Raw genomic sequence first — 19,196 nt, 5'->3', positions numbered from 1 at the left:
AGTCTATTGAATAAGACAATATCGATGGTTGTTGTTTGTGACTATAGCGGGCTGATTAAGAAATTGTTTGGGTGTTTGTGTTAAACCTCTGTATATCCGATTAGTTGATTTTTAGTGAAAAGTACTCAATTGATTGATTTAAATTATCGGGGCCGATTTGCGCCGTCACCAACCGGGCCTCTGCATTTTGGCTCATTGGTTGCGGCTGTAGGCAGCTATCTTGATGCGAAATATCATCACGGTAAATGGCTGGTTAGAATTGAGGATGTTGATTCGCAACGCGAAGTACCGGGTGCGGCGAGCGGGATATTATATCAGCTTGAAAGGCTAGGTATGGAGTGGGATGAAGAAGTTATCTACCAAAGCCAGCGTTCCGGAGCCTATCTCGAAGCCTTGAATATTTTGAATAAACAAGGTTTGATTTATCCCTGTACTTGCTCAAGAAAAGAAATTGCGGATTCCAGCATTATAGGTCTGAATGGGCGTGTTTATCCTGGGACTTGCCTTAAGAATCCAGCTTCTATAAAGAATGTTCATGCACTTCGCATTCAAACAAATAATGATCCAATTCAGTTCGAGGATATTTTAAATGGCACATATTCACAGAGGCTCAAGAGTGATGTGGGAGACTTTGTCTTGCGCAGAGCCGATGGAATTTATGCTTATCAATTAGCCGTAGTGGTAGATGATGCGGCACAAAATATAACACATGTTGTGCGTGGTGCAGATCTTTTGGATTCAACGCCACGACAAATATTCTTACAGCAATTATTGGGCTATCCAATACCGCAATATTTGCATTTGCCAGTGGTAACAAATGCAAGAGGTGAGAAGCTCAGTAAGCAAACAAACGCAGCTTCGATCACTATATCGAATGCATTACCGCAATTGGTCGATGCAGTACATTTCTTAGGCCAACAGCCACCCCCGGAAATTCTAGAAGGAAACATCTCTTCTTTCTGGCAATGGGCCCAACAAAACTGGTCCGTGGATCTGATTGCTCATTAATTGAGCCATCGATAATGCTGAATCCTATTAAAATAGGACGCTAAGCTTAATATTTGTGCTAGTCTGTAGCACTTAATGAATCATATTGATTCAAGTGGGGTTTGTGCAATTGTGCATAATAATCAGCCTGTGTGATTGATGATCTATTAAGAAGAATTTATTGTTTTTCAAGCATATCGGGTGAGGAGTTACTGTGGCTTTTTTGCCGTTTAATATTCTGAAACAGAAAAGATTGAAAGTGGTAATTGTAGGTGGAGGGTATGCCGGGATTGCTGCGTTAACAAATCTTTTGCAATTCGCTCCTGATACTGATATCACGCTCATTGATCCCAAATCACAACATTTAAAAATTACTCATCTGCATGAGACATTCCGGTATCCCTTAACAGATTTGCTGATTCCATTTGCCGAGCTAGAAGATCGTTACGGTTGCCGGCACATTTTAGCGACGGTAAATTTTGATCAGGATATGCTACAAGAATGCCAGGAAAAAAAACGACTGATTCTCAATGGAGAAGTATTAAATTTTGACTATTTGATAATTGCCTCGGGTTGTGAAAGTAAGACGATTGATCCTTTAAGAAAAGATAATATTCTGAGTTTGCAAGATTTCACTGCTGCAAATGGATCGGATTTATTAACAAAATTACTGGATCAAAACGATTCGTCCGAAAAATCTATTTCTGTAGTAGGCGGAGGAGCGACTGGCATACAGTTCTTGTTTGAAATAAAGCAATTTCTTAATCGCACCAAAAACAAAGCTAAATTACGCCTGATCCATTCGAATGCACATGTTCTGGAGCAATTTCCTGATGGGTTTAGTTCTTATGCGGAATCTCGCATGCGTGATATGGGTATTGATTTTTACCCAAACACTTATTACTTTGAACAGCAAGATGGTCAAATTTTACTGAAAGAAAAACAAACAGAGATATCGTTTGAGTTAGCTTCTAGCCTGTCCATTCTGTTTTTAGGTAAGAAACAACAAAATATTTTTACCGCAAATGCCTTCGGGCAGGTTATAGTTAATCGGGAGCCATTACAAAATATTTTTGTGGCTGGTGACTGTTCTTATTATCAATCATTAGGTTCGAATACATTAACAGCACAATCAGCTGTCCGGAAAGGGAAGTTAGTAGCACGCAATATATTGCGGAATTCTGGTTTTCCCGGATTGCTTGAACCTTATCTTCATCATGAATTAGGCTATGTAGTGAGTCTTGGGCCTTCAGATGCGGTAGGATGGTTGGTTTCGGAAGGGAATCTGATTACAGGAATTCCAGCTTTGACAATTAAAGAATTGGTTGAAGCGCAATATGACTTATTATTAGCAGGAATAGATACTTACTTGGTTTAGCAAATACTACGCAGGAGGAGGCACAATAATGCTTGGTTTGTTCAAAGATACCCCTGTAATTGGCAAGGCCAATACAATAATCCAAATTCCCAGTGATAAGCTTTTCAATTTTATTGGAAATGATCTGCTTATTAACTATCCCAGATGGTCACCGGAAGTGAAGGAATTGGAAAAAATCACCGATGGTCCTATAAGATTGGGAACAGTATGCCGCCAAGTGCGCATTGATCAGGGCAATCGCTCCGAGTCGACATTCAAAGTCAAAGTTTTTGATGCTGGAGCACGCATTTGTTTTGAAGGAGTTTCTAATCCGTATCGTTGTGACTATGTAATTGAGCCAATCAACGCATCGGATAGCCGGATAACGTTTATCTTTGAGTTGCTCAGTCTTGATTTACATGTAAGGCCATTTGAGAAGCTGGTGCGTATTGCTGTTCAAGATGGAACCGACAGGACTGTAAAAAACATTAAAAAATTAATTGAATCAGAACAGGCTGGTTCTAAGTAATCAGCCATAGTATATATTTGTATTTATTTAGCCTGCAGTTGATTAACCTGGAGAGAAAATCATGGATTTTATTGTTGAGAAAGACCCTGGATTAATTCCACAAGTGTTGTCCAAGATTCTTGATTCGTGCGTGAATGGAGTATCACTAGCTGATCCTGATCAGGAGGATATGCCATTGGTTTATGTTAACAAAGCTTTTGAGACAATAACTGGTTATACGTTAGCGGAAGTGGTAGGTAAGAATTGCCGTTTTTTACAGGGAAAGGAACACGATCAAGCAGAAGTTGATAAATTACGGGAAGCCATAAAGAATAAGAAACCCGTTGAGGTAACGCTACATAATTATCGTAAAAATGGTGAGTTATTCTATAACCATTTGGTAATGTCACCGCTTTTTGATTCCCACGGAAATTTACTCTATTTTCTGGGTGTCCAATTAGATGTTACCCCACAAATTCGGGCAGAAGAGGAAATTAAAGCATTGAAAGAACAGCTTGCAATGCTTAAAAAATGAGCTTTTTATTCCGATACCAGCAAAAATCAGATGTGGGAATGGCGGAGGCGGTGTCCGCCTAATGGTTGTCCGATATCATCCAAGTTTATCCGTAAAGTAACATATAAGACAAAATGTTACATAATATAATTGTCCAAAGTTGTTCTATGCAATCCAACTAAATCCTGTTATAGTTTGATAGTCAATTTGATAGTCAATAGATAACATGGCACGCCAACAACAAAGACTTTCTGCACTGCAGATTACCAAGCTTACTAAGCCGGGATTATATGGCGATGGTGGAGGTTTAACTCTCCAGATCACAACCACTGGCGCAAAGTCTTGGCTTTTTCGTTATATGGTGAACGGTAGGTCTTTCGGGATGGGATTGGGGCCGACGCATACCGTGAGTTTGGCTGAGGCTCGTCAGAAGGCAATGGATGCACGGAAACTGCTTATCGATGGTATCAATCCTTTAACAGCCAAAAAGCAGAAACAGATAGCAGCAGCACTGGCCAGCGCCAAGATGATGACATTCGACCAGTGCGCCGAGGCATATATCCTAGCGCATAAAGCAGGCTGGAAAAATGCCAAGCATATCGATCAATGGACAAATACACTAAAAACTTACGCTAGCCCGGTGTTCGGGCATTTACCCGTGGCCGAGATTGACACCGGCCTGGTCGTGAAATGTCTTTCACCTATATGGGAGAATAAGACCGAAACCGCTAGTCGCCTACGAGGTCGTATCGAGTCAGTCCTAGGGTGGGCTACCACCAGCGGTTATCGTACTGGCGAAAACCCTGCTCGATGGAAAGATCATCTAGCAAACCTACTGGCAACTATCAGCAAATCCAGTAGGACAACACACCATCCATCGTTACCGTGGCAGCACGTAGGTGCATTTATGTCTGCATTGAGGGTGCGGGAAGGTATATCCGCTCGAGCGGTAGAGTTCACAATCCTGACCGCGTGCCGGTCGGGTGAGGTGCGCGGCGCTCGATGGACTGAGTTCGATACGATCAGCAAGGTTTGGACGATACCTGCGGAGCGTATGAAGGCTAAACGTGAACATCAGATTCCATTGAGTGATGCGGCGCTGGCCCTGCTGGATTCTATATCGAAGGATAGAGATATTGTGTTTGCGGGAACACAGGGTCAACCATTGTCCGATATGTCATTGACGGCCGTGATCCGGCGCATGAATGGCGATGACAAGCTAGTCTGGGTCGATGCCAGTGGTGCTAGTGTAACAGTGCATGGTTTTCGTAGTACTTTCCGTATGTGGGCGGCAGAGACTACAAATTACCCGCGCGAGGTTGCTGAGCACGCACTAGCGCATCAGTTGCCGGATGCTGTCGAGCGTGCCTACCAGCGAGGTACGCAGTTCGCCAAACGCACTGCATTGATGGCTGAGTGGGCCGCATATTGTTCTGCAGTTAAGACGGATGCTGTGGTCAGATCTATTCGTGGGACTGCGTAACATGCTTGAATTCATCTACGCTGATTCGTAATCAGTAGGTCCGCAGTTCGATTCTGCGCAACAGCACCAAATAATCAATAGTTTATATTTATTTATTATATTTATATGAATTGATGTAGACACTATGTAGACAGCAGGCGGAATATAATTAGCAGAAAAATAATTTATGTTGAGAAACTAACAGCTAAGTTGGTCAAATCAGTAGTCAGTAAATCGGGGATTCTAATCCTCTCTACAAACCATAAAATTAGTAACTTGTCATGACATTTAAATAGATTTAGGCCTACACTATTTTTTGACAACAGATATGCGAATGGTAAGCATAAAAAGGCATATATAAATACATTTATATATGATTGACATAATGAATTATTGTAGGTACATTGCATCTTATGTTTATTATTAATGTTCGTTCTTCTTAGTGTGTTATTTTATTACTTAAAGAAGAACCAATAGAATCCGTTACTCATATTAAATATGTCAACATATATGATATTAATGGTGATAAAAACATGCATCCCATAATTTGGTGATAAAAATTCTAAGTATTATTGGAAATGTGAGCGAAGTGAATTTTTTCATTTAATCATTTGAAAAATATCTGATTATGACTAGTAGGAATGGAGTACTACTAAAGAATTATTTTTTTATATTTGATATAATTTATTCTTTAAAAAGAGTAAAGAATTTTTATCATAATCAACGCTTACCTTGTACTCATACGTCTAAATTTACAACTCAGATGTTATGGATTTTTAGTCTTTCATTAACCATATCAAAAAAAAATACCCTGATAAAATCAGATTTGAGTTTCACAGGTTTTACTTGATTACATGTTATTAGGCATGGAGTTATTTAGTAAAAATTTTTCGAAATTTAAATCTTAATTAAAATATGATTACATTTATTAATATTGCTTTTGGCATCGTTCTACTACTTCTTTTAAGTTTTATCAGTAGTCTCATATCAATCTGGCTTAAACGTAGCTCTAATCAGATTATGGCTGATGGGGAAATACCGGATACTGCGGAAGGAGGATTCCTTGTGATGCGCGGACTTGCAAAGTATCAGAATGGCAAAACGAAAGGACAAAAGCGTCCTGCTGGATTCCCTCTGTAAAAGGTAGCAGGTTTCACTTATCTTCTTTTCGTGCAGAGGAAGAATCATATAGCCGAAAATTAATGCTATGTCGCAATTAACTGTTGAATGAAATTTCACAAACCAGATAAGCGCATATCAATCGTAGGTTTGAACATTTATTATTTTTCAGAAGCAATACCATTCAGAATTATATAGTTAATAAATTTTCAACAGTAAATTGCGACATAGCCAAAATTAACATCTATTGCGTATACTTGTAAGCTAATTATTTGGTATATCTTTCTTCTTTGCCTAGTAAAAAAGTACCTAAATAGAAGTAGTAAACAATTCTAGTTATTGCGACTATTTGAGAGAATTAAAAGCTTAATGGAATTTCAGCTGGATGTCAGATAATAATGATTGTGATACAGGATCTTCAACGCAGTGTCTGTTAGAAAATTATAGTTACATTGGCTGGATACCTAATACTGCTGGGCATGTTTATTTCCGTAATGCAAAAGTTAGAAGAAATGATATAGATGCTTATAACATATGCCCCTCTTCTTTAAAAATCAATCCCTCTAAATATCCTTTCATTGCAGCTAAATGGAATGAATTGCACAAAGTATCCTCAACTGGAGAAGTGGAGGATTGTAATAATCCAAAACTCGTAAGATTTATTTTAGTCACATCACTTCGTGACTTAAATGATCAACCCCCGCAGCCAGAAATAATCAGACATACCCGATTTGTCGTGAGAGCTATATCATTTGACAAAGGCTTCCTGATCGGAGATCTATGGATGATTTGGGATAGGGATATGAATCCTTTAGAATCGGAGTTTGAAAGAAGGATGGTAACAAGTTTTAGTAACTTTAGTAATTTGGCTAATGAATTTAGAAGAGAATTGGCTTATGAAGATAGTGATCTCTTAGAAAGAAGTGACGAAGACGAAAGTGAAGCCGATTTAAAGAAACGTTTATTATCTTTCTTGAAGGATTTAAATGAATTTAACCATAATATACTTGATCAAATAGATGCTCTAAGCCTAGTAGGCCCATGTAGATATATGATTACAAAAATTAATTTTAATATAACAAATTTAGGCTTTTGTTATTTAGAAAAAATTAATGGAAAAAACAATGATCAGGGGAGCAAGAGTGAAATACAGAATGCATACTTTTATTTGAAAGATCTCCTGCACACGCATTCTCATCATGAAGGTGATTTGGATAGCTTTTGTCTTCCTCATGCGATACAAAAAAATAAAAAAGGCGATAGATGTATTGAACTTGCTAGAGTAATGCTTAATGATATTAAGTCTAATTTAGTTGGAATTAAGAAGTATCGATATGGAATACCTTCATTTACTCGTAACGCAATCGGTTGCGCATCTTATGGTAAAACATTAATTCATCAATTTAGAGATGATAAAATTTTAAATGTAAAAAATCTAGAACATAATGCCTTTATAGAAAGCCAACCAACATATATAGATAATCTAGTAAAATCAATTGAAACTAAGCAGCAAGAAGTGTCAGCAGCAGGTAAAGGAGTCATCCTACAGTATACTAAAGAAATTTTTGCCTTTTTTATACTATCTGCTGGCCCATTATTGTTATTTTGGGTAAACATGCGGAAAAAAAATGAACAGAGCGATTCGCCTGCTGATTTCATTTCTATACTAATAGCTTACCTAAGCGAATTTCTAAATATCTCTCCTATAGCAAGTTTGGCTGTATTATATTTATTAGCTTTACTGCTCTCAGTACTGATAGGTTTTGAGTACATGTATCGAAAGAATGTGAGAAAGACTGGTTACTTATGGAACAACTATATTCTTAAAAAGCTCTGTGTAGATGTCTTGCAACCTAAAATGATAACTCCAGCAGCAGTGACACTTAATGGAGATAATTTTTTTATAAATAATTTAATAAAATTAACTAATTACAAAACCAAATTAAAATGTGCAATTGGCTGCTGGTGGTTAAGAAACGGAGTATATGAACATTTCAAATATTGGGACCGAGAAAGAAGAATAAGACGTACTCTTACATATAGGCTAACCAGATTTATTGTAAATATCTTACAGATAATAGTCATATCCTTAATTATTCTAACCTGTCTTTATATATTTTCTGAGATAGTTAGTGTTGGAAATTTAGAACAAAAGTATTTTTACGAGCATTGTCCTAAAATTTTTTGCGAGCTGATTAATTACTTAGAAACATACTCTAGCGAACTTATCAATAAGTTAAGTAGTACTTGGAATGAATCCATTTAGCATTAACAAGACAAATCGACGGACGTACAGTTATTAACAGAACTCCAAGGCGGCTGCGCCGCAAATGCGTCCTCGCGGTCGCTGCCGCTCCCACTCGGGCGCTTTGCGCTTCGCCGTTCAGTCTGTTCTGTGTTAATTGCACATCGTTCAATACGCCATTGATGTAAGCGAGTGGGTAATTGAATGGAATCTGTTTGAACGCCACAGATTTTTTGTCCTATCGGATCACCATACTTTCCCAGCTCTTTAGATTCTACTTTCATTAGCTTGATGGGATTGTCTTTTCGTTTGGAAGTCACGCCGCCCATCAATTGAATGAATTGCCACCATTTGCCTTGATCGGCTGCTTGCTGGGCTTGTTGTAGAATGCCTTCAGGTGCATTACTGATTCTGCGCAATTCACGCCAAACGCTGACTGGAGCGCCACCGATTTGCTGAAACTGTCTTATACCCCAGGTTGATGCCCAGGCTTCTACTCGTTCAGCCGCTTCCTGTATCGGATTGCCGTCAATGTCATGTTCAAGGCCGTAACCATCGATATTCTTGGAGATGTATTTGGCTATGTAGCCAACCGCAGAACCTTTGCTTTTATCAATGGCAATAGCTGTAAAGCGATGTTTTAGTGCACCGGATTCATCGCCATCGGTTTCCAGTGCGTAATGTTGCATGATTGCACGTACTCTCTCACAGTGTTCAGGCATCATGAATAACAACAGGTGCCAATGTGGCGTGCCGTCATGTTGCGGTTCAGCTATGCGGAAACCATACACATCCAGTTGATCGCGGTTGAGTTTTGCGCGGATTCTTGCCCAAATCGTATTCAAATATTTTTGCGCTTGTTGGGGTGTGGTTCCGTCATATTTTGGATTTTGTATGCAACTGCCCGATAAACGTGCGTGCATCCGTGATGGACAGGTGATGGTATAGAATTCACCAGCATGTGCCAGTTCGTTGGCAATGAATTCAAAGCCGAAGATACGCACCATCAATTCACTGCGGCGTACTCGTGGATTGGCCAAGCTATGCTCTGCTAATTCGCTGAGCGTAAAGCCTTCATCCAGTTCGTTAATGGCCAGCAATCCTTCAAGGATGCGTTGGTTACGTTTTTTCTGTTCTCTACGCCGTTGCAGGGTTTCATCACTGACGTACTTGCCTTTACGTTGATGCACGAAACCGGATCGAATCGCTCCCTGTTCCAGATTCCTGGCATGAGTTTTACGTAGTCTGCGCAGCCACCAGTTTTCATCGGTCAGGCGGGTATAAATGCCCTTCTCTGTGATACTTGGGTTATCTAAAGAGGGTAGATTGACATCATATTTTTGCGCATAGTGCAGCAAACTGGCTATTTTATCGGTTCGATTGAGCAGGAAATTACTAAAACCCTTGATTTCCGTCACGATACGCTTAGATAGCGTTTTCAGGTCATCATCAGTGGCGTTGAGCGGAATGCTGTGCTTGTTGGGCTTTCCATAGGTTTTAAGCAAACCTTGATTGGCATTGCGTCTGCCTTCAAAGATGTAAGTCTCTTTGTACTCATAGGCGGCGTTTTCAGCAAAGCGTTCGGGAAGTCTCTGGAATATGGGCGCACGCCATCGCTTGTCGCTGCTATCTGGTTCATCCAGTAAACTTAAAATACTTTCGGCAATCTGTTCGCCGGGAGTGATCAGTTCTTGGCTACCTCGTACTGACGTATGCATGACATACCTCAGTACTGACTGGTGGATTGACACAGACACGATTCAATATAAGCGAGCAGATCGCTATGGCGATAGCGAACTGCTCGAGCGCCTATTTTGACGAAAGGCACCCGCGCACCTGCCCAGCGGTCTCGTTCCAGAAAGGCGATGCTTACGCCTAAGATTTGTGCCGCTTGTTTAGTAGTGAGTAATGGGTTTTGCATGATTAACTCCGTGAGTTGATGAATACGGAATCAATACTGCTGCAACTTGCAGAGAAATAAAAAAGGGTCAGTTGACTGAGGGGTATTTATTGTCACCGACTAAGAAGCATAAAGTTTTATAGATCCTTTTCTGGAGCCAGTTTTGGCAGTTCTCAGTTTAAATTAATCAAATGAAAACTGAACAGCTATTTTTTGGACGGAGGGATCATTTCAAATTTAATTACGTATTGGGGTTTTGGTGGTCGCCCTGGTTTCCGACAGTCTTTTTGTGGATCAAGCTCGGCAATCCAGTCAGTAATAGTACTTATGTCATATTGAGCGCCATTGCCAATTCGCTGCAGTATTTTAGATCGAGCAATATGATTAGCGTGGATAGTAGGATCAAGTTCCCATAATGTGCTGGCTATCGCTCGGCAGCGAGTCTTGTCTTCTATTTCATTTGCCGGTCGGTAGTTTTTGGCTTCCTTAGTAACTATTTGTCCATCAGGTAGATATTTTGGCATCCAACAAGATGGTGGATCGTAATGAGACCTGATGCACAATTCAATTACTTCTTCACGTTTGACATACAGCGAATCCAGATAGGCTTTATTAATGGCATCTTTTAATAAGCAGTTCAGGGTTTTTAGATAATGAGGTGTATCTACTATCAGAGAGATGACAGAATCATCAATAAAAATTGATCGCTTGCGTGTTCGTGCAGAAATCTTTTTGTTACGTATGGCAAGCACTAGACGAATAATGTTTTCTCTAAGCTTGGGTGAAATCGCGTTGGTATCGGTTTTGTCTGGATCGGCATCAGCCCAATTATGAGCTAATTGCCAGACTGTTTGATAATCTGGATTATCATCAAGAAACATAGCAGGTTATTTGCGGTGATAATTGAATACATTAAATTGACGGCTAATGGCTTGCCGCTCTTTAGAACGTTTTTTATTGTTATGCATTTGCCGCTCTTGACAGACTGCCACCACACAAAGTGCGATTCGGTAAGAAGAATCGAGATTTCGTATCTAGTTCTGTATATGAAATTTAATAATGTGAATTTTATGCAAACAAATCGTGAATTTTTTGTGAAGTGCGCTATCTTAGATAAAGCAAGGCCATATGCAAGATAGCTTCAATAAACTTCCAACCAGGAGATTCACATGAAAACAAGTCAAAATACTATTTACACAGCCGTAAAAATTACTTTCGTTTTATTTGGCATTGTGCCTTTGATTGGGCTTATGATGTTTGGTGATTTACCTTCGTTTACAGTAATGGAAACTGAAGTAAATTGGATAGAAGCTGATATCGTTTTAGGAATTCTATTTTTTATAAGCTACCTTGTATTTGCCAGCATATCTACTAAAGCACGCGTTTCGAAGCAAAAAATTTATGCCTAAATTTGCTTGGGTTCAAAGGAAGCCCATTGTCGTTATACATTGGGCTTTTTCTATTCAGAATTCTGTTAGTCAATAGCAGCGCGTAGCTTCTCAAGTAGTTTGTTTTTGGTGCACCATGCATTCGATTCGTCTAATGCAGCGTTACTTCTCCACAACACTTTTTGTATTTTTTCCCGGAGCCGCAAGGACAAGGGGCATTTCGTCCTGTTTTTGCCTGTTCGCGGCGCAGTGTGCCTGTTTGTCTTGCTAATTGTGACGCCATTTTTCGCTGAGGCTCAAAATAACGATAAATGTGCATCACACCAGCAGATAGGTTTATCAATAACTTTTCACGCAATTCTTCACTAACTGGTTCTTTGTATGGCCGCATGCTTGGATCAGGATCATGTTCGTAAAAAAGCGCAAAAATGGCTACCAATGCACCGCCTTCTTCTTCGTTATCCATCAAATCCAACCAATCAGCGCGATGAAATTCTGTGCCGCGCATGAATCCTTTCGCCCAATCATTACCGGAAAAAGACTCACCCGATTCATCACTGAAAATGATAGGCAAAAAAACTTTCTCATTTTTTAATCTGTGCAGAACATCATTCCAATGACGCAATAATAGTTTCACAAATATTTCGGCTTGCTGATCATTTTCAAAGGCTTCATCATCAGGCATTTCTCCGTCACCCCAGATTTCCGGGAAATAGGTACTTGGCGGCATTATTTCTGGGGAACAGTGCAAAGCTGTAAAGAAACCATCCAACATCTCCAGATTCATTGCCAGTTCATGCTTAAAGCGATCCAAGAATAAACTAAGCTGATCATAGTCAGCTTCAGACATTGTATCTGGGTGGTTTTTTTTCACGCTAGTCTTCCTCACGAATAGCAATACGTACCCGCTCAAGCATTTTGTTGGTCAGGTGAGAACGGCGTTCGAGCTGGCTAACATAGGCTTGACTGACACCAAGCCGCTGTGCAAGCTGTTCTTGGGTAATACCTGCTTTGATGCGTGCCAAGGCCACAGGATTATCGACATAATCTTCAAGAATAAACGGCTCATAAGCTTGCTCAGCACTTTGGCTTGTCTCACAAGCAGCCAATTCTTTTTCGATTTGATCTTTCAGGGCACGATAAATCGCCACAGGTAACAAGACATATTCATCTTTTCCATGAATGGATTTTATTTTTTGTAATGTCATTTGTAAGCATCTCCACGCGGTTTGATTTTTTCAACAGCAATAATCTTAACGACATCATGCCGTTCAAAAATAATACGCCAGTTACCAACTCTTAATCGAAAGTACGGTTCACCTTCCAGTTTCTTGATGTCCAACGAACTGTCATCAGGGTTACGACCAAGTTGTTCCAGTTTCTCGGCAATCCTGAATCGCTCTGATTTGGGCAAACCTTGTAGTTTTTTCTTGGCTTGAGACCGTATCAATAAGCTGTATGGTTCGCGCATATTATAAGTTATAAAATATTATATTCAAGGGTTCTGATGAACAGGAAATTTCAGTACTTTCTTTTCTTCATTGATTTCAAAGTGTCGTAATAATTGCGCTGATATTTCTTCCATCGGTTTTCTCAAGCGTTCCACATCGCTGACAATATATCCAGCCGTCACATCATTGGTCATTTTATGGTTCACCAGTCGTTTGAGTGCATAAGCGGATATATCGATACTCTCGGCCACCGTGATAAAAGTCCGGCGCAGATCATGAAGCGTGAACGATACACCGGATAATTCGGTGACTTTCTGCACCTGCCGACGGGGTTCAATTAGATATCCTGCTTTACCATCCCCAGCAAAAACATATTCCGAATCTGTTGCGGCCTTTCTGCTTCTCAACAGATCGGAAATAAAATCAGTTAACGGTAGTGTCAACGGTTCTCGATTCTTGGTATCAGTCAATGTGAAAGACCGATCATTCAAATCAATGTCTGACCATTTCAGGGTTGCCGCTTCCTGACGTCGTAATCCAGTGAACAGCAGAAATAAAAGATAATCAGCCACTAAGGCAGATTGCTTAGAAAGCTGGTCTTGCTTTAGAGATAGAATGGCTTGATACCAAGGCGCAAGCTGGTGAGGTTTGATAACCGTTTGACGACGATCTACCCGATACCACGCGCGGGTTTGGGTGAGGCGCATCACGGGATTTTCTCGTAAGATTGCATGGCCGCTGTCATCTTCATATTGCGCGATGGCGAAATTGAATAAAGCACGTAAGAAACGCATGGATAGATTGGCATAGGCTTCGCCACGTTCAGCACCGGTCTTACTATGGCGTTTGGCGATCATGTCTTTACCAATTTCCAGCATTGCTTTGTTTTGCCAATCAGCAAACACAACTTGCATTACACGCTGATAATCATAAAGAGTTCGGGGTTTAAGATTCTTTCTGACCTTGATGAAATCCTCAAAGGCTTCTTGTAGTGTCGTGCCTTTCAGAGCTTCTTGTTTTTTCTCAGCAGGTGGGTTACGCCCTACAGCAATATGCCCCAGCAATTTATGCGCTTCTTTTCTGGCTTGCTCGACTGTTAACTCTGGATAACGGCCAAGGGTTAATCGTTTAACTTTGCCATCAATCCTCTTTTCGAGGATAAATGATTTTGCGCCGGTTGAAGTGACACGGACGGCGAAGCCTTTTAGTTCTGAATCACGCACAAAGGCCTGACCAGCTTCTGGTGTAGACAATCTGTCTACATAAGACTTAGTGATTTTGTGCGGAAGCGCTTGGATTGTAATAGCAGCCATCATTTTAATTTCTTTTCATGTAGACGCCATGTAGACACTATGTAGACAGTAGGCGTAAAACTATGGGTAGGAGTTTAAAACAACATACTAGATAAAAGCAATACAAAACAATGAGATTAAATATTATTCAACGATATTAAAACAATGTAAAACAGTACATTTTAGAATTCGTAATCAGTAGGTCCGCAGTTCGATTCTGCGCAACAGAACCAATATAATCAAATTGTTATGCTTATGTATCTGGAGTTTTCTACCATATTTAACCGCATTTATTCAATATAGCCCCAGTTATAGTCCCAGTAAGAAGTTTGGTTGGGATTGGATGCCTTCAGAAGCTTCATTTCCAAACAGCAAATAAATTCAAAATAGCCATTGAAATTTACTCCTTTCAATTCCAATTGTTTATTAAGGATAAATGGAGGATGCAACAATGTGTAACTTCCAAAGTTTGGAGATTAATAAATGCAGAAAAACACGGATTCAAATCCATCAAAACCATAAGTTATAAATTTTATATTATGCTTTTAGTTCAGCGCAGTTGCAATTATAGTCTGGCGTAATGCCGAACTTCCAGAACGCACTTTAGTCGGCTCGCCTTGATTGATTTCAGAGAGCGTCTTGGAGCAGATGGAAACAGTTGCGCGTAACGCGGCGAGATATAAAGGCTAGACCAGCGCTCTGCTAATCCTTACTTCACTAACTCCATCAATTTCCCGTAACTGTCAACGACATCGTATTTCACTTGGTCAGAAGTGATTTTGGTGAAAAACTTCCGAGCGCATTAAGGAATATTGGACTGCTTTCTCGGTAGAATATCACCGTTTTCACCTAGGAATTAGCTTGGAAGAAGCCATAGAAAAGGTTGCAGAAGAAAAAGGTTAACTGAATCTTTAGTACGAAAAAGGTGGAAGAAAAAACATAAAGACACAAGTAAGACTTTGGAAATGATGAGCAGCATTTCGAAGCGACCCAGAAAGCAAGTTACATCAAAACCGCGACGAAAAAAATAATCATAAAAAAGCCCGCAAAAGGCTGTTTTGCGTACCGTGACTTCACATTATCCATAATTTTAAGATGCTGTCTGTTCCAATCCAATAAAGGACGGCATCAAATGAAACAACTACCAGAATCAGGCTTTCTTCACCTACCCCAAATCATCGGCAATCGTAAAGCTGAACCGCCGATTCTTCCATTTATCGCTGTTTGCAAATCGACCTGGTGGGCTGGCATAAGTCTGGCCGTTATCCTGAACAAGTAAAGCTCGGTTCACGTATAACGGTTTGGCGCATGGAGGATATTCGCGCTCTGATTGAAAAAATTTAAGGGGGACATATTCATGATAACTATTCCATTGACAGTTTTTCTAATCGAGCCTTTGAATGGCGGTAAAGGCGGTAACAGGCCATTGAAAAACCCACCGAGTCGGATAAAATTTCATGTCCCCTTCACCTCATAAATTATGCGCGGAATTGAACACTCGCAACAACAGCTTTTTAGCTATGTCAATCGTTAGGGGGGAAATACTGCGCAAACCCAGTAAATTTTTCGTTATCTATTTCTGAAAGTAGACCATCTCGGGTACGAAGGGCATGTGCAATCAATACATTATTGACGATCACTTCGGATAAGAGACATCCTCCGGATGCCTCCGTAGTAATGATCTTAATTTCAGCTGGTGAGGCCTCAACCCAACCCGATGCTAGTCCTAACATTAAACCTGTTGCCATAAAGAGGAATTGCAAGCGAAGTTGCGAACATATATTTAGTGATCGCTGTATATTGCATAGTTTCATTAAATTATGAATGGCTCCAATGTATTGATTTAAATTCATTTTCCATTTTTGCTTTACAGCCCATAATTGCAGCAAGCTTCACACCCGTCATTGAGAGCACACCTCAAACGCCACATTGACTAGTATTGGCTTTTACTAACTTTTAATCAGCAATCAAAATAAACTATAATTTACTGTAGCTCTACAAATCAACGATATCCACTATAACCGAAGCCGGTTTGTGAAAACGTTTTGTACTGGGTGAATCGTAACCGATCATCAAGCGTTTCTTATCAAACAAAGTAATCGCTTCAGCATGATCAGCGCCTTCCTCAACCTGCTTCCAGGTTGAGCCTAGGGATTGTTGCACAAGCGCATTTCCTGAACGCCAGATGAACTTCTCTTCATCATCACTCATTTTCCCAAATGTCTTGATCGCTGCTTTCCAGCGAAAAATTAATGGGGGTGAGTCAAGACCTGTAGTTGGGCCGGCAAGAATTAAAAGATCATCACCATCCCAGCACAAATCACGAATCCCATGCCCAGCCAGATCCAAAAAATGGCGACGATATTTAAGCCCAGTGGGGCCAATTTTTGTCAGTTGCAACTGATCGGCTTTCGTATTAGGTGAATCAATCCGCTCCGGCGCTAATTCAAGAACAGTTGCGATTCCTCGTAGCACTGGTCCGCGCATTCCTACAAGCACTCTTCCATTAGGTGCACATGCTAAGCCCTCAATATCAATGCCATTGTCCTTGCCAGGAATTCCACCATTTTTGTCGCAAAAACGAGTGAATAGCGTGTCGTGTCTAATCTCATCCAGCAGTTCGCTTGTGGTTGCATCACATCTAAGCTGAGCTGCACGTGTGTTGTTATCGTCCGCACTCGGAGAAAATCGGAACTGATTGTTTTTGTTTTTATGCAAGAACAAGCAACCTAGAAAAAATCGATTTGCCTCTGGTTTCACTTTACCAAGTAGTTCCAAATTTTTCTTTGTATCAAACATTGCATTCGCTTTACCGCGTTTCAGACTATGCGATCCAACCATCCATAAGAGCTGATTCGTATAGTCAAAATCCATCCCTTCAAGATCAACTTCCACTAGCTGTTTCGTCAGTTCTTTTTGTGGCGAGATTGGCAAATCAAACCAATCACTCAAATTGATCAATTCTTTGAGCTTAAAGCAAGTGCCATCATCAAATTCTTTAAGTCTGGCTAGATCGCCCCCTTCGTCGCCTGCTGCGAAAATAGAATCCTCTAAACGTACAAACGCAGACAGAGATTTCGATATTCCTTTCCCTTCTTTCTCAAATTCAAGCTTGATTTTTTTCATTAATTCACTCCAAAAAGAATTTACTTAACGAACAAGGCAGCCTTCGCAGCTATAATCAAATCTGGTAAATAGAGAATCAAGCGGCATTCTGTTTCTGGTCCCATGTATGTTTAATATCGTTAACGAATTTAACTGCGCTGAAAATGTCTGCTAACAAGTTATACCCTCTTAACCGGAACCAATTTTTCTGTTAAGGAATCTCTGATTAAGTTGATTACATTCATGGTTCGACAAGCTTACCACGAACGTAATCAATATATTACCGTTCATCCTGAGCCTGTCGAAGGACTTAATCAGAGCTTTCTCAAGTTTTCATTAATTTAAAAGGCTATGTAACAGTTAACTGTTAAATTTTCCAATTCACTGATGACAAATGATTTTTTGATAACAAAAAAACATATAATCAATTGATTAAAAAATAAATCGTGTTATTTTGCAAGTCATTTTCAATAACCAACTGTAACATAGTAATTTAAAAGTGAGTTTCCCCCAAAAAAATAGTCTTCCAAGGGTAACGTTCAATTAACGTTACATTTGTGAGGAAGACGATGAAAAAGATACCGAAGCAGGAATACACGACCGAGCTCAAGGAACAAGCGGTCAAGCAAGTGAAGATGGTGAAGTCGATTGGTTTGGTGACGAAGGAATTGGGACTGGTAGAAAACAAACACTGCGCAACTGGGTAAAGTTGGCGGAGGCAGGCAAACTTAACGGTACGGGTACCAAGGTTGTCACATCGGAACAAATGGATCTATCCCGGTTACGTGCTGAGAACGTAAGGCTGAAACGGGAGTGTGAGATCCTAAAAAAAGCAACGGCGTACTTCGCGAGAGATGTTGTGTGAAGTACGCCTGGATTGATAAGCAACGGGAGTTTTCTCTCGCCGAGATGTGTACGATATTAGATGTCAGCGTGAGCGGATACCGGTCGTGGAAGCGTGGTGGCAAACCGGATCGCAAACGCATCACCGACGTTCAAATGCTGACGCTGATCCAATCTATTCATGCCGAACTCAAGGGGATCTACGGTAGTCCGAGAATGGTCAGAGAATTGCGTGACCGTGGGTTTCCAGCTTCCAAGAAGCGGGTTGAACGTCTAATGCGAGAGAACGGCATTCGTGCAAGGCACAAGCGGCGCTACAAGATAACGACGGACTCCAGGCACAATCTGCCGATTGCACCGAATCTGCTGGATCGGAATTTCAACCCAGTCGCGCCTAATCAGGTCTGGACGTTCGACTTCACTTACCTATGGACAGATGAGGGCTGGCTATATCTGGCTATCGTGCTTGATCTGTTTAACCGTGAGGTGGTTGGCTGGTCGCTGAAACCGCGCATGACTGCAGACATCGTTACAGATGCAACGATGGCATGGTTTCGCAAGAAACCTGCAGCAGGATTGATGCACCACTCAGATCGGGGTAGCCAATATGCCAGCAAAGAATTTCAGAGAAGGCTCAAGAAATACGGCATGATCTGCTCAATGAGCCGTAAAGGTAATTGTTGGGATAATGCCCCAACCGAAAGTTGGTTCAATAGCTTCAAGAACGAGCGAGTACATGGACTGCGTTATGAAACACGCGCAGAGATGGCTGCCATGAGCTTCGAGTACATCGAGGTACTTTACAACCGGAAACGGCAGCACTCAACGTTAGGCTATAAATCGCCAATGAGGTTTCTAAATGACTGGCTAATCCTCAACAGAAGAAAAAGCTGATAGCATAAAACTGTTCACCCATTGGAAGACGAAAAACAGAGGGAACCTCATTTTTTAGTCCTATTAGTTGATGATGGAAAGGAGCATGAATGTACTTTAATAGTAATTACGTATCTGTTTGTTTGCGTACA

General features: G+C 40.6%; 17 protein-coding genes and 1 pseudogene. 9 read left to right on the top strand and 9 right to left on the bottom strand.

Annotated features, from left to right (window positions below; all coding sequences use genetic code 11):
- Nucleotides 1-114 precede the first annotated feature (114 nt).
- The 6 genes from gluQRS to NIT79A3_RS11470 all read left to right on the top strand — a co-directional run bounded on the left by gluQRS (nucleotide 115) and on the right by NIT79A3_RS11470 (nucleotide 8,213).
- Nucleotides 115-1,008 carry a tRNA glutamyl-Q(34) synthetase GluQRS gene (gluQRS, locus tag NIT79A3_RS11500; protein WP_013966357.1) on the top strand — a complete coding sequence of 298 codons (894 nt, stop codon included), beginning with the start codon at nucleotides 115-117 and terminating at the stop codon, nucleotides 1,006-1,008.
- Between the two features lie 193 nt (nucleotides 1,009-1,201).
- The gene (locus NIT79A3_RS11495; RefSeq protein WP_013966356.1) at nucleotides 1,202-2,365 is read left to right on the top strand and encodes an FAD-dependent oxidoreductase; all 1,164 of its coding nucleotides are present in this window, start codon (nucleotides 1,202-1,204) and stop codon (nucleotides 2,363-2,365) included.
- A gap of 28 nt (nucleotides 2,366-2,393) precedes the next feature.
- Nucleotides 2,394-2,873 carry a polyketide cyclase gene (locus NIT79A3_RS11490; protein WP_013966355.1) on the top strand — a complete coding sequence of 160 codons (480 nt, stop codon included), beginning with the start codon at nucleotides 2,394-2,396 and terminating at the stop codon, nucleotides 2,871-2,873.
- Nucleotides 2,874-2,934: 61 nt separating this feature from the next.
- Nucleotides 2,935-3,387, top strand: coding sequence for a PAS domain-containing protein (locus NIT79A3_RS11485; RefSeq protein ID WP_013966354.1), 453 nt, complete (start codon nucleotides 2,935-2,937; stop codon nucleotides 3,385-3,387).
- Nucleotides 3,388-3,592: 205 nt separating this feature from the next.
- Nucleotides 3,593-4,849 (top strand): integrase arm-type DNA-binding domain-containing protein, encoded by a 1,257-nt coding sequence (locus tag NIT79A3_RS11480; RefSeq protein ID WP_013966353.1) that lies wholly within the window; start codon nucleotides 3,593-3,595, stop codon nucleotides 4,847-4,849.
- 1,483 nt (nucleotides 4,850-6,332) lie between these two features.
- Nucleotides 6,333-8,213 (top strand): hypothetical protein, encoded by a 1,881-nt coding sequence (locus tag NIT79A3_RS11470; protein ID WP_013966351.1) that lies wholly within the window; start codon nucleotides 6,333-6,335, stop codon nucleotides 8,211-8,213.
- A gap of 2 nt (nucleotides 8,214-8,215) precedes the next feature.
- Here the strand turns inward: NIT79A3_RS11470 and NIT79A3_RS11465 are convergent, their stop codons facing one another.
- The 3 genes from NIT79A3_RS11465 to NIT79A3_RS11455 all read right to left on the bottom strand — a co-directional run bounded on the left by NIT79A3_RS11465 (nucleotide 8,216) and on the right by NIT79A3_RS11455 (nucleotide 10,973).
- Nucleotides 8,216-9,910: a replication endonuclease gene (locus tag NIT79A3_RS11465; protein ID WP_013966350.1), complete on the bottom strand. Its 1,695-nt coding sequence runs from the start codon at nucleotides 9,908-9,910 to the stop codon at nucleotides 8,216-8,218.
- An 8-nt stretch (nucleotides 9,911-9,918) separates the two neighbouring features.
- Nucleotides 9,919-10,113, bottom strand: a complete 195-nt coding sequence (locus NIT79A3_RS11460; RefSeq protein WP_013966349.1) for a helix-turn-helix domain-containing protein — start codon at nucleotides 10,111-10,113, stop codon at nucleotides 9,919-9,921.
- A gap of 185 nt (nucleotides 10,114-10,298) precedes the next feature.
- Nucleotides 10,299-10,973 carry a hypothetical protein gene (locus tag NIT79A3_RS11455; protein WP_013966348.1) on the bottom strand — a complete coding sequence of 225 codons (675 nt, stop codon included), beginning with the start codon at nucleotides 10,971-10,973 and terminating at the stop codon, nucleotides 10,299-10,301.
- Between the two features lie 288 nt (nucleotides 10,974-11,261).
- On the opposite strand from NIT79A3_RS11455, the gene NIT79A3_RS11450 reads away from it, so the two are divergent.
- Entirely contained in the window at nucleotides 11,262-11,501 is a 240-nt protein-coding gene (locus tag NIT79A3_RS11450) for a hypothetical protein (protein ID WP_013966347.1), read from the top strand.
- A gap of 130 nt (nucleotides 11,502-11,631) precedes the next feature.
- On the opposite strand, the gene NIT79A3_RS11445 is transcribed toward NIT79A3_RS11450, so the two are convergent.
- Genes NIT79A3_RS11445 through NIT79A3_RS11430 form a run of 4 tightly spaced genes read right to left on the bottom strand, consistent with a single transcriptional unit; the run spans nucleotide 11,632 to nucleotide 14,247 of the window.
- The gene (locus tag NIT79A3_RS11445; RefSeq protein WP_049785370.1) at nucleotides 11,632-12,354 is read right to left on the bottom strand and encodes a UPF0149 family protein; all 723 of its coding nucleotides are present in this window, start codon (nucleotides 12,352-12,354) and stop codon (nucleotides 11,632-11,634) included.
- A gap of 1 nt (nucleotide 12,355) precedes the next feature.
- Complete coding sequence (locus tag NIT79A3_RS11440) at nucleotides 12,356-12,688, bottom strand: helix-turn-helix transcriptional regulator (protein ID WP_013966345.1); 333 nt, start codon at nucleotides 12,686-12,688, stop codon at nucleotides 12,356-12,358.
- Complete coding sequence (locus NIT79A3_RS11435; protein ID WP_013966344.1) at nucleotides 12,685-12,951, bottom strand: type II toxin-antitoxin system RelE/ParE family toxin; 267 nt, start codon at nucleotides 12,949-12,951, stop codon at nucleotides 12,685-12,687. Before NIT79A3_RS11435 ends, NIT79A3_RS11440 begins: the two co-directional genes overlap by 4 nt.
- Before the next feature lie 24 nt (nucleotides 12,952-12,975).
- A complete protein-coding gene (locus NIT79A3_RS11430; protein ID WP_013966343.1) occupies nucleotides 12,976-14,247 on the bottom strand; it encodes an integrase family protein in 1,272 nt (423 codons plus the stop codon).
- Between the two features lie 1,108 nt (nucleotides 14,248-15,355).
- Here NIT79A3_RS11430 and NIT79A3_RS11425 point away from each other — a divergent pair.
- Nucleotides 15,356-15,502, top strand: a complete 147-nt coding sequence (locus tag NIT79A3_RS11425; RefSeq protein ID WP_013966342.1) for a hypothetical protein — start codon at nucleotides 15,356-15,358, stop codon at nucleotides 15,500-15,502.
- Nucleotides 15,503-15,746: 244 nt separating this feature from the next.
- Here the strand turns inward: NIT79A3_RS11425 and NIT79A3_RS11420 are convergent, their stop codons facing one another.
- Together NIT79A3_RS11420 and NIT79A3_RS11415 are read right to left on the bottom strand one after the other, a co-directional pair.
- Complete coding sequence (locus NIT79A3_RS11420) at nucleotides 15,747-16,076, bottom strand: hypothetical protein (RefSeq protein WP_041360325.1); 330 nt, start codon at nucleotides 16,074-16,076, stop codon at nucleotides 15,747-15,749.
- Between the two features lie 142 nt (nucleotides 16,077-16,218).
- A complete protein-coding gene (locus NIT79A3_RS11415; protein ID WP_013966340.1) occupies nucleotides 16,219-17,349 on the bottom strand; it encodes a DUF3616 domain-containing protein in 1,131 nt (376 codons plus the stop codon).
- Between the two features lie 548 nt (nucleotides 17,350-17,897).
- Between NIT79A3_RS11415 and NIT79A3_RS11405 the strand changes: the two are divergent.
- Nucleotides 17,898-19,065 (top strand): annotated as a pseudogene (locus tag NIT79A3_RS11405) (IS3 family transposase).
- The last annotated feature ends 131 nt before the right edge of the window (nucleotides 19,066-19,196 follow it).

Origin of the sequence: Nitrosomonas sp. Is79A3 (genome assembly GCF_000219585.1) — a bacterium.
Classification (GTDB): Bacteria; Pseudomonadota; Gammaproteobacteria; order Burkholderiales; family Nitrosomonadaceae; genus Nitrosomonas.
This window is presented reverse-complemented; position numbering and strand designations above follow the sequence as displayed.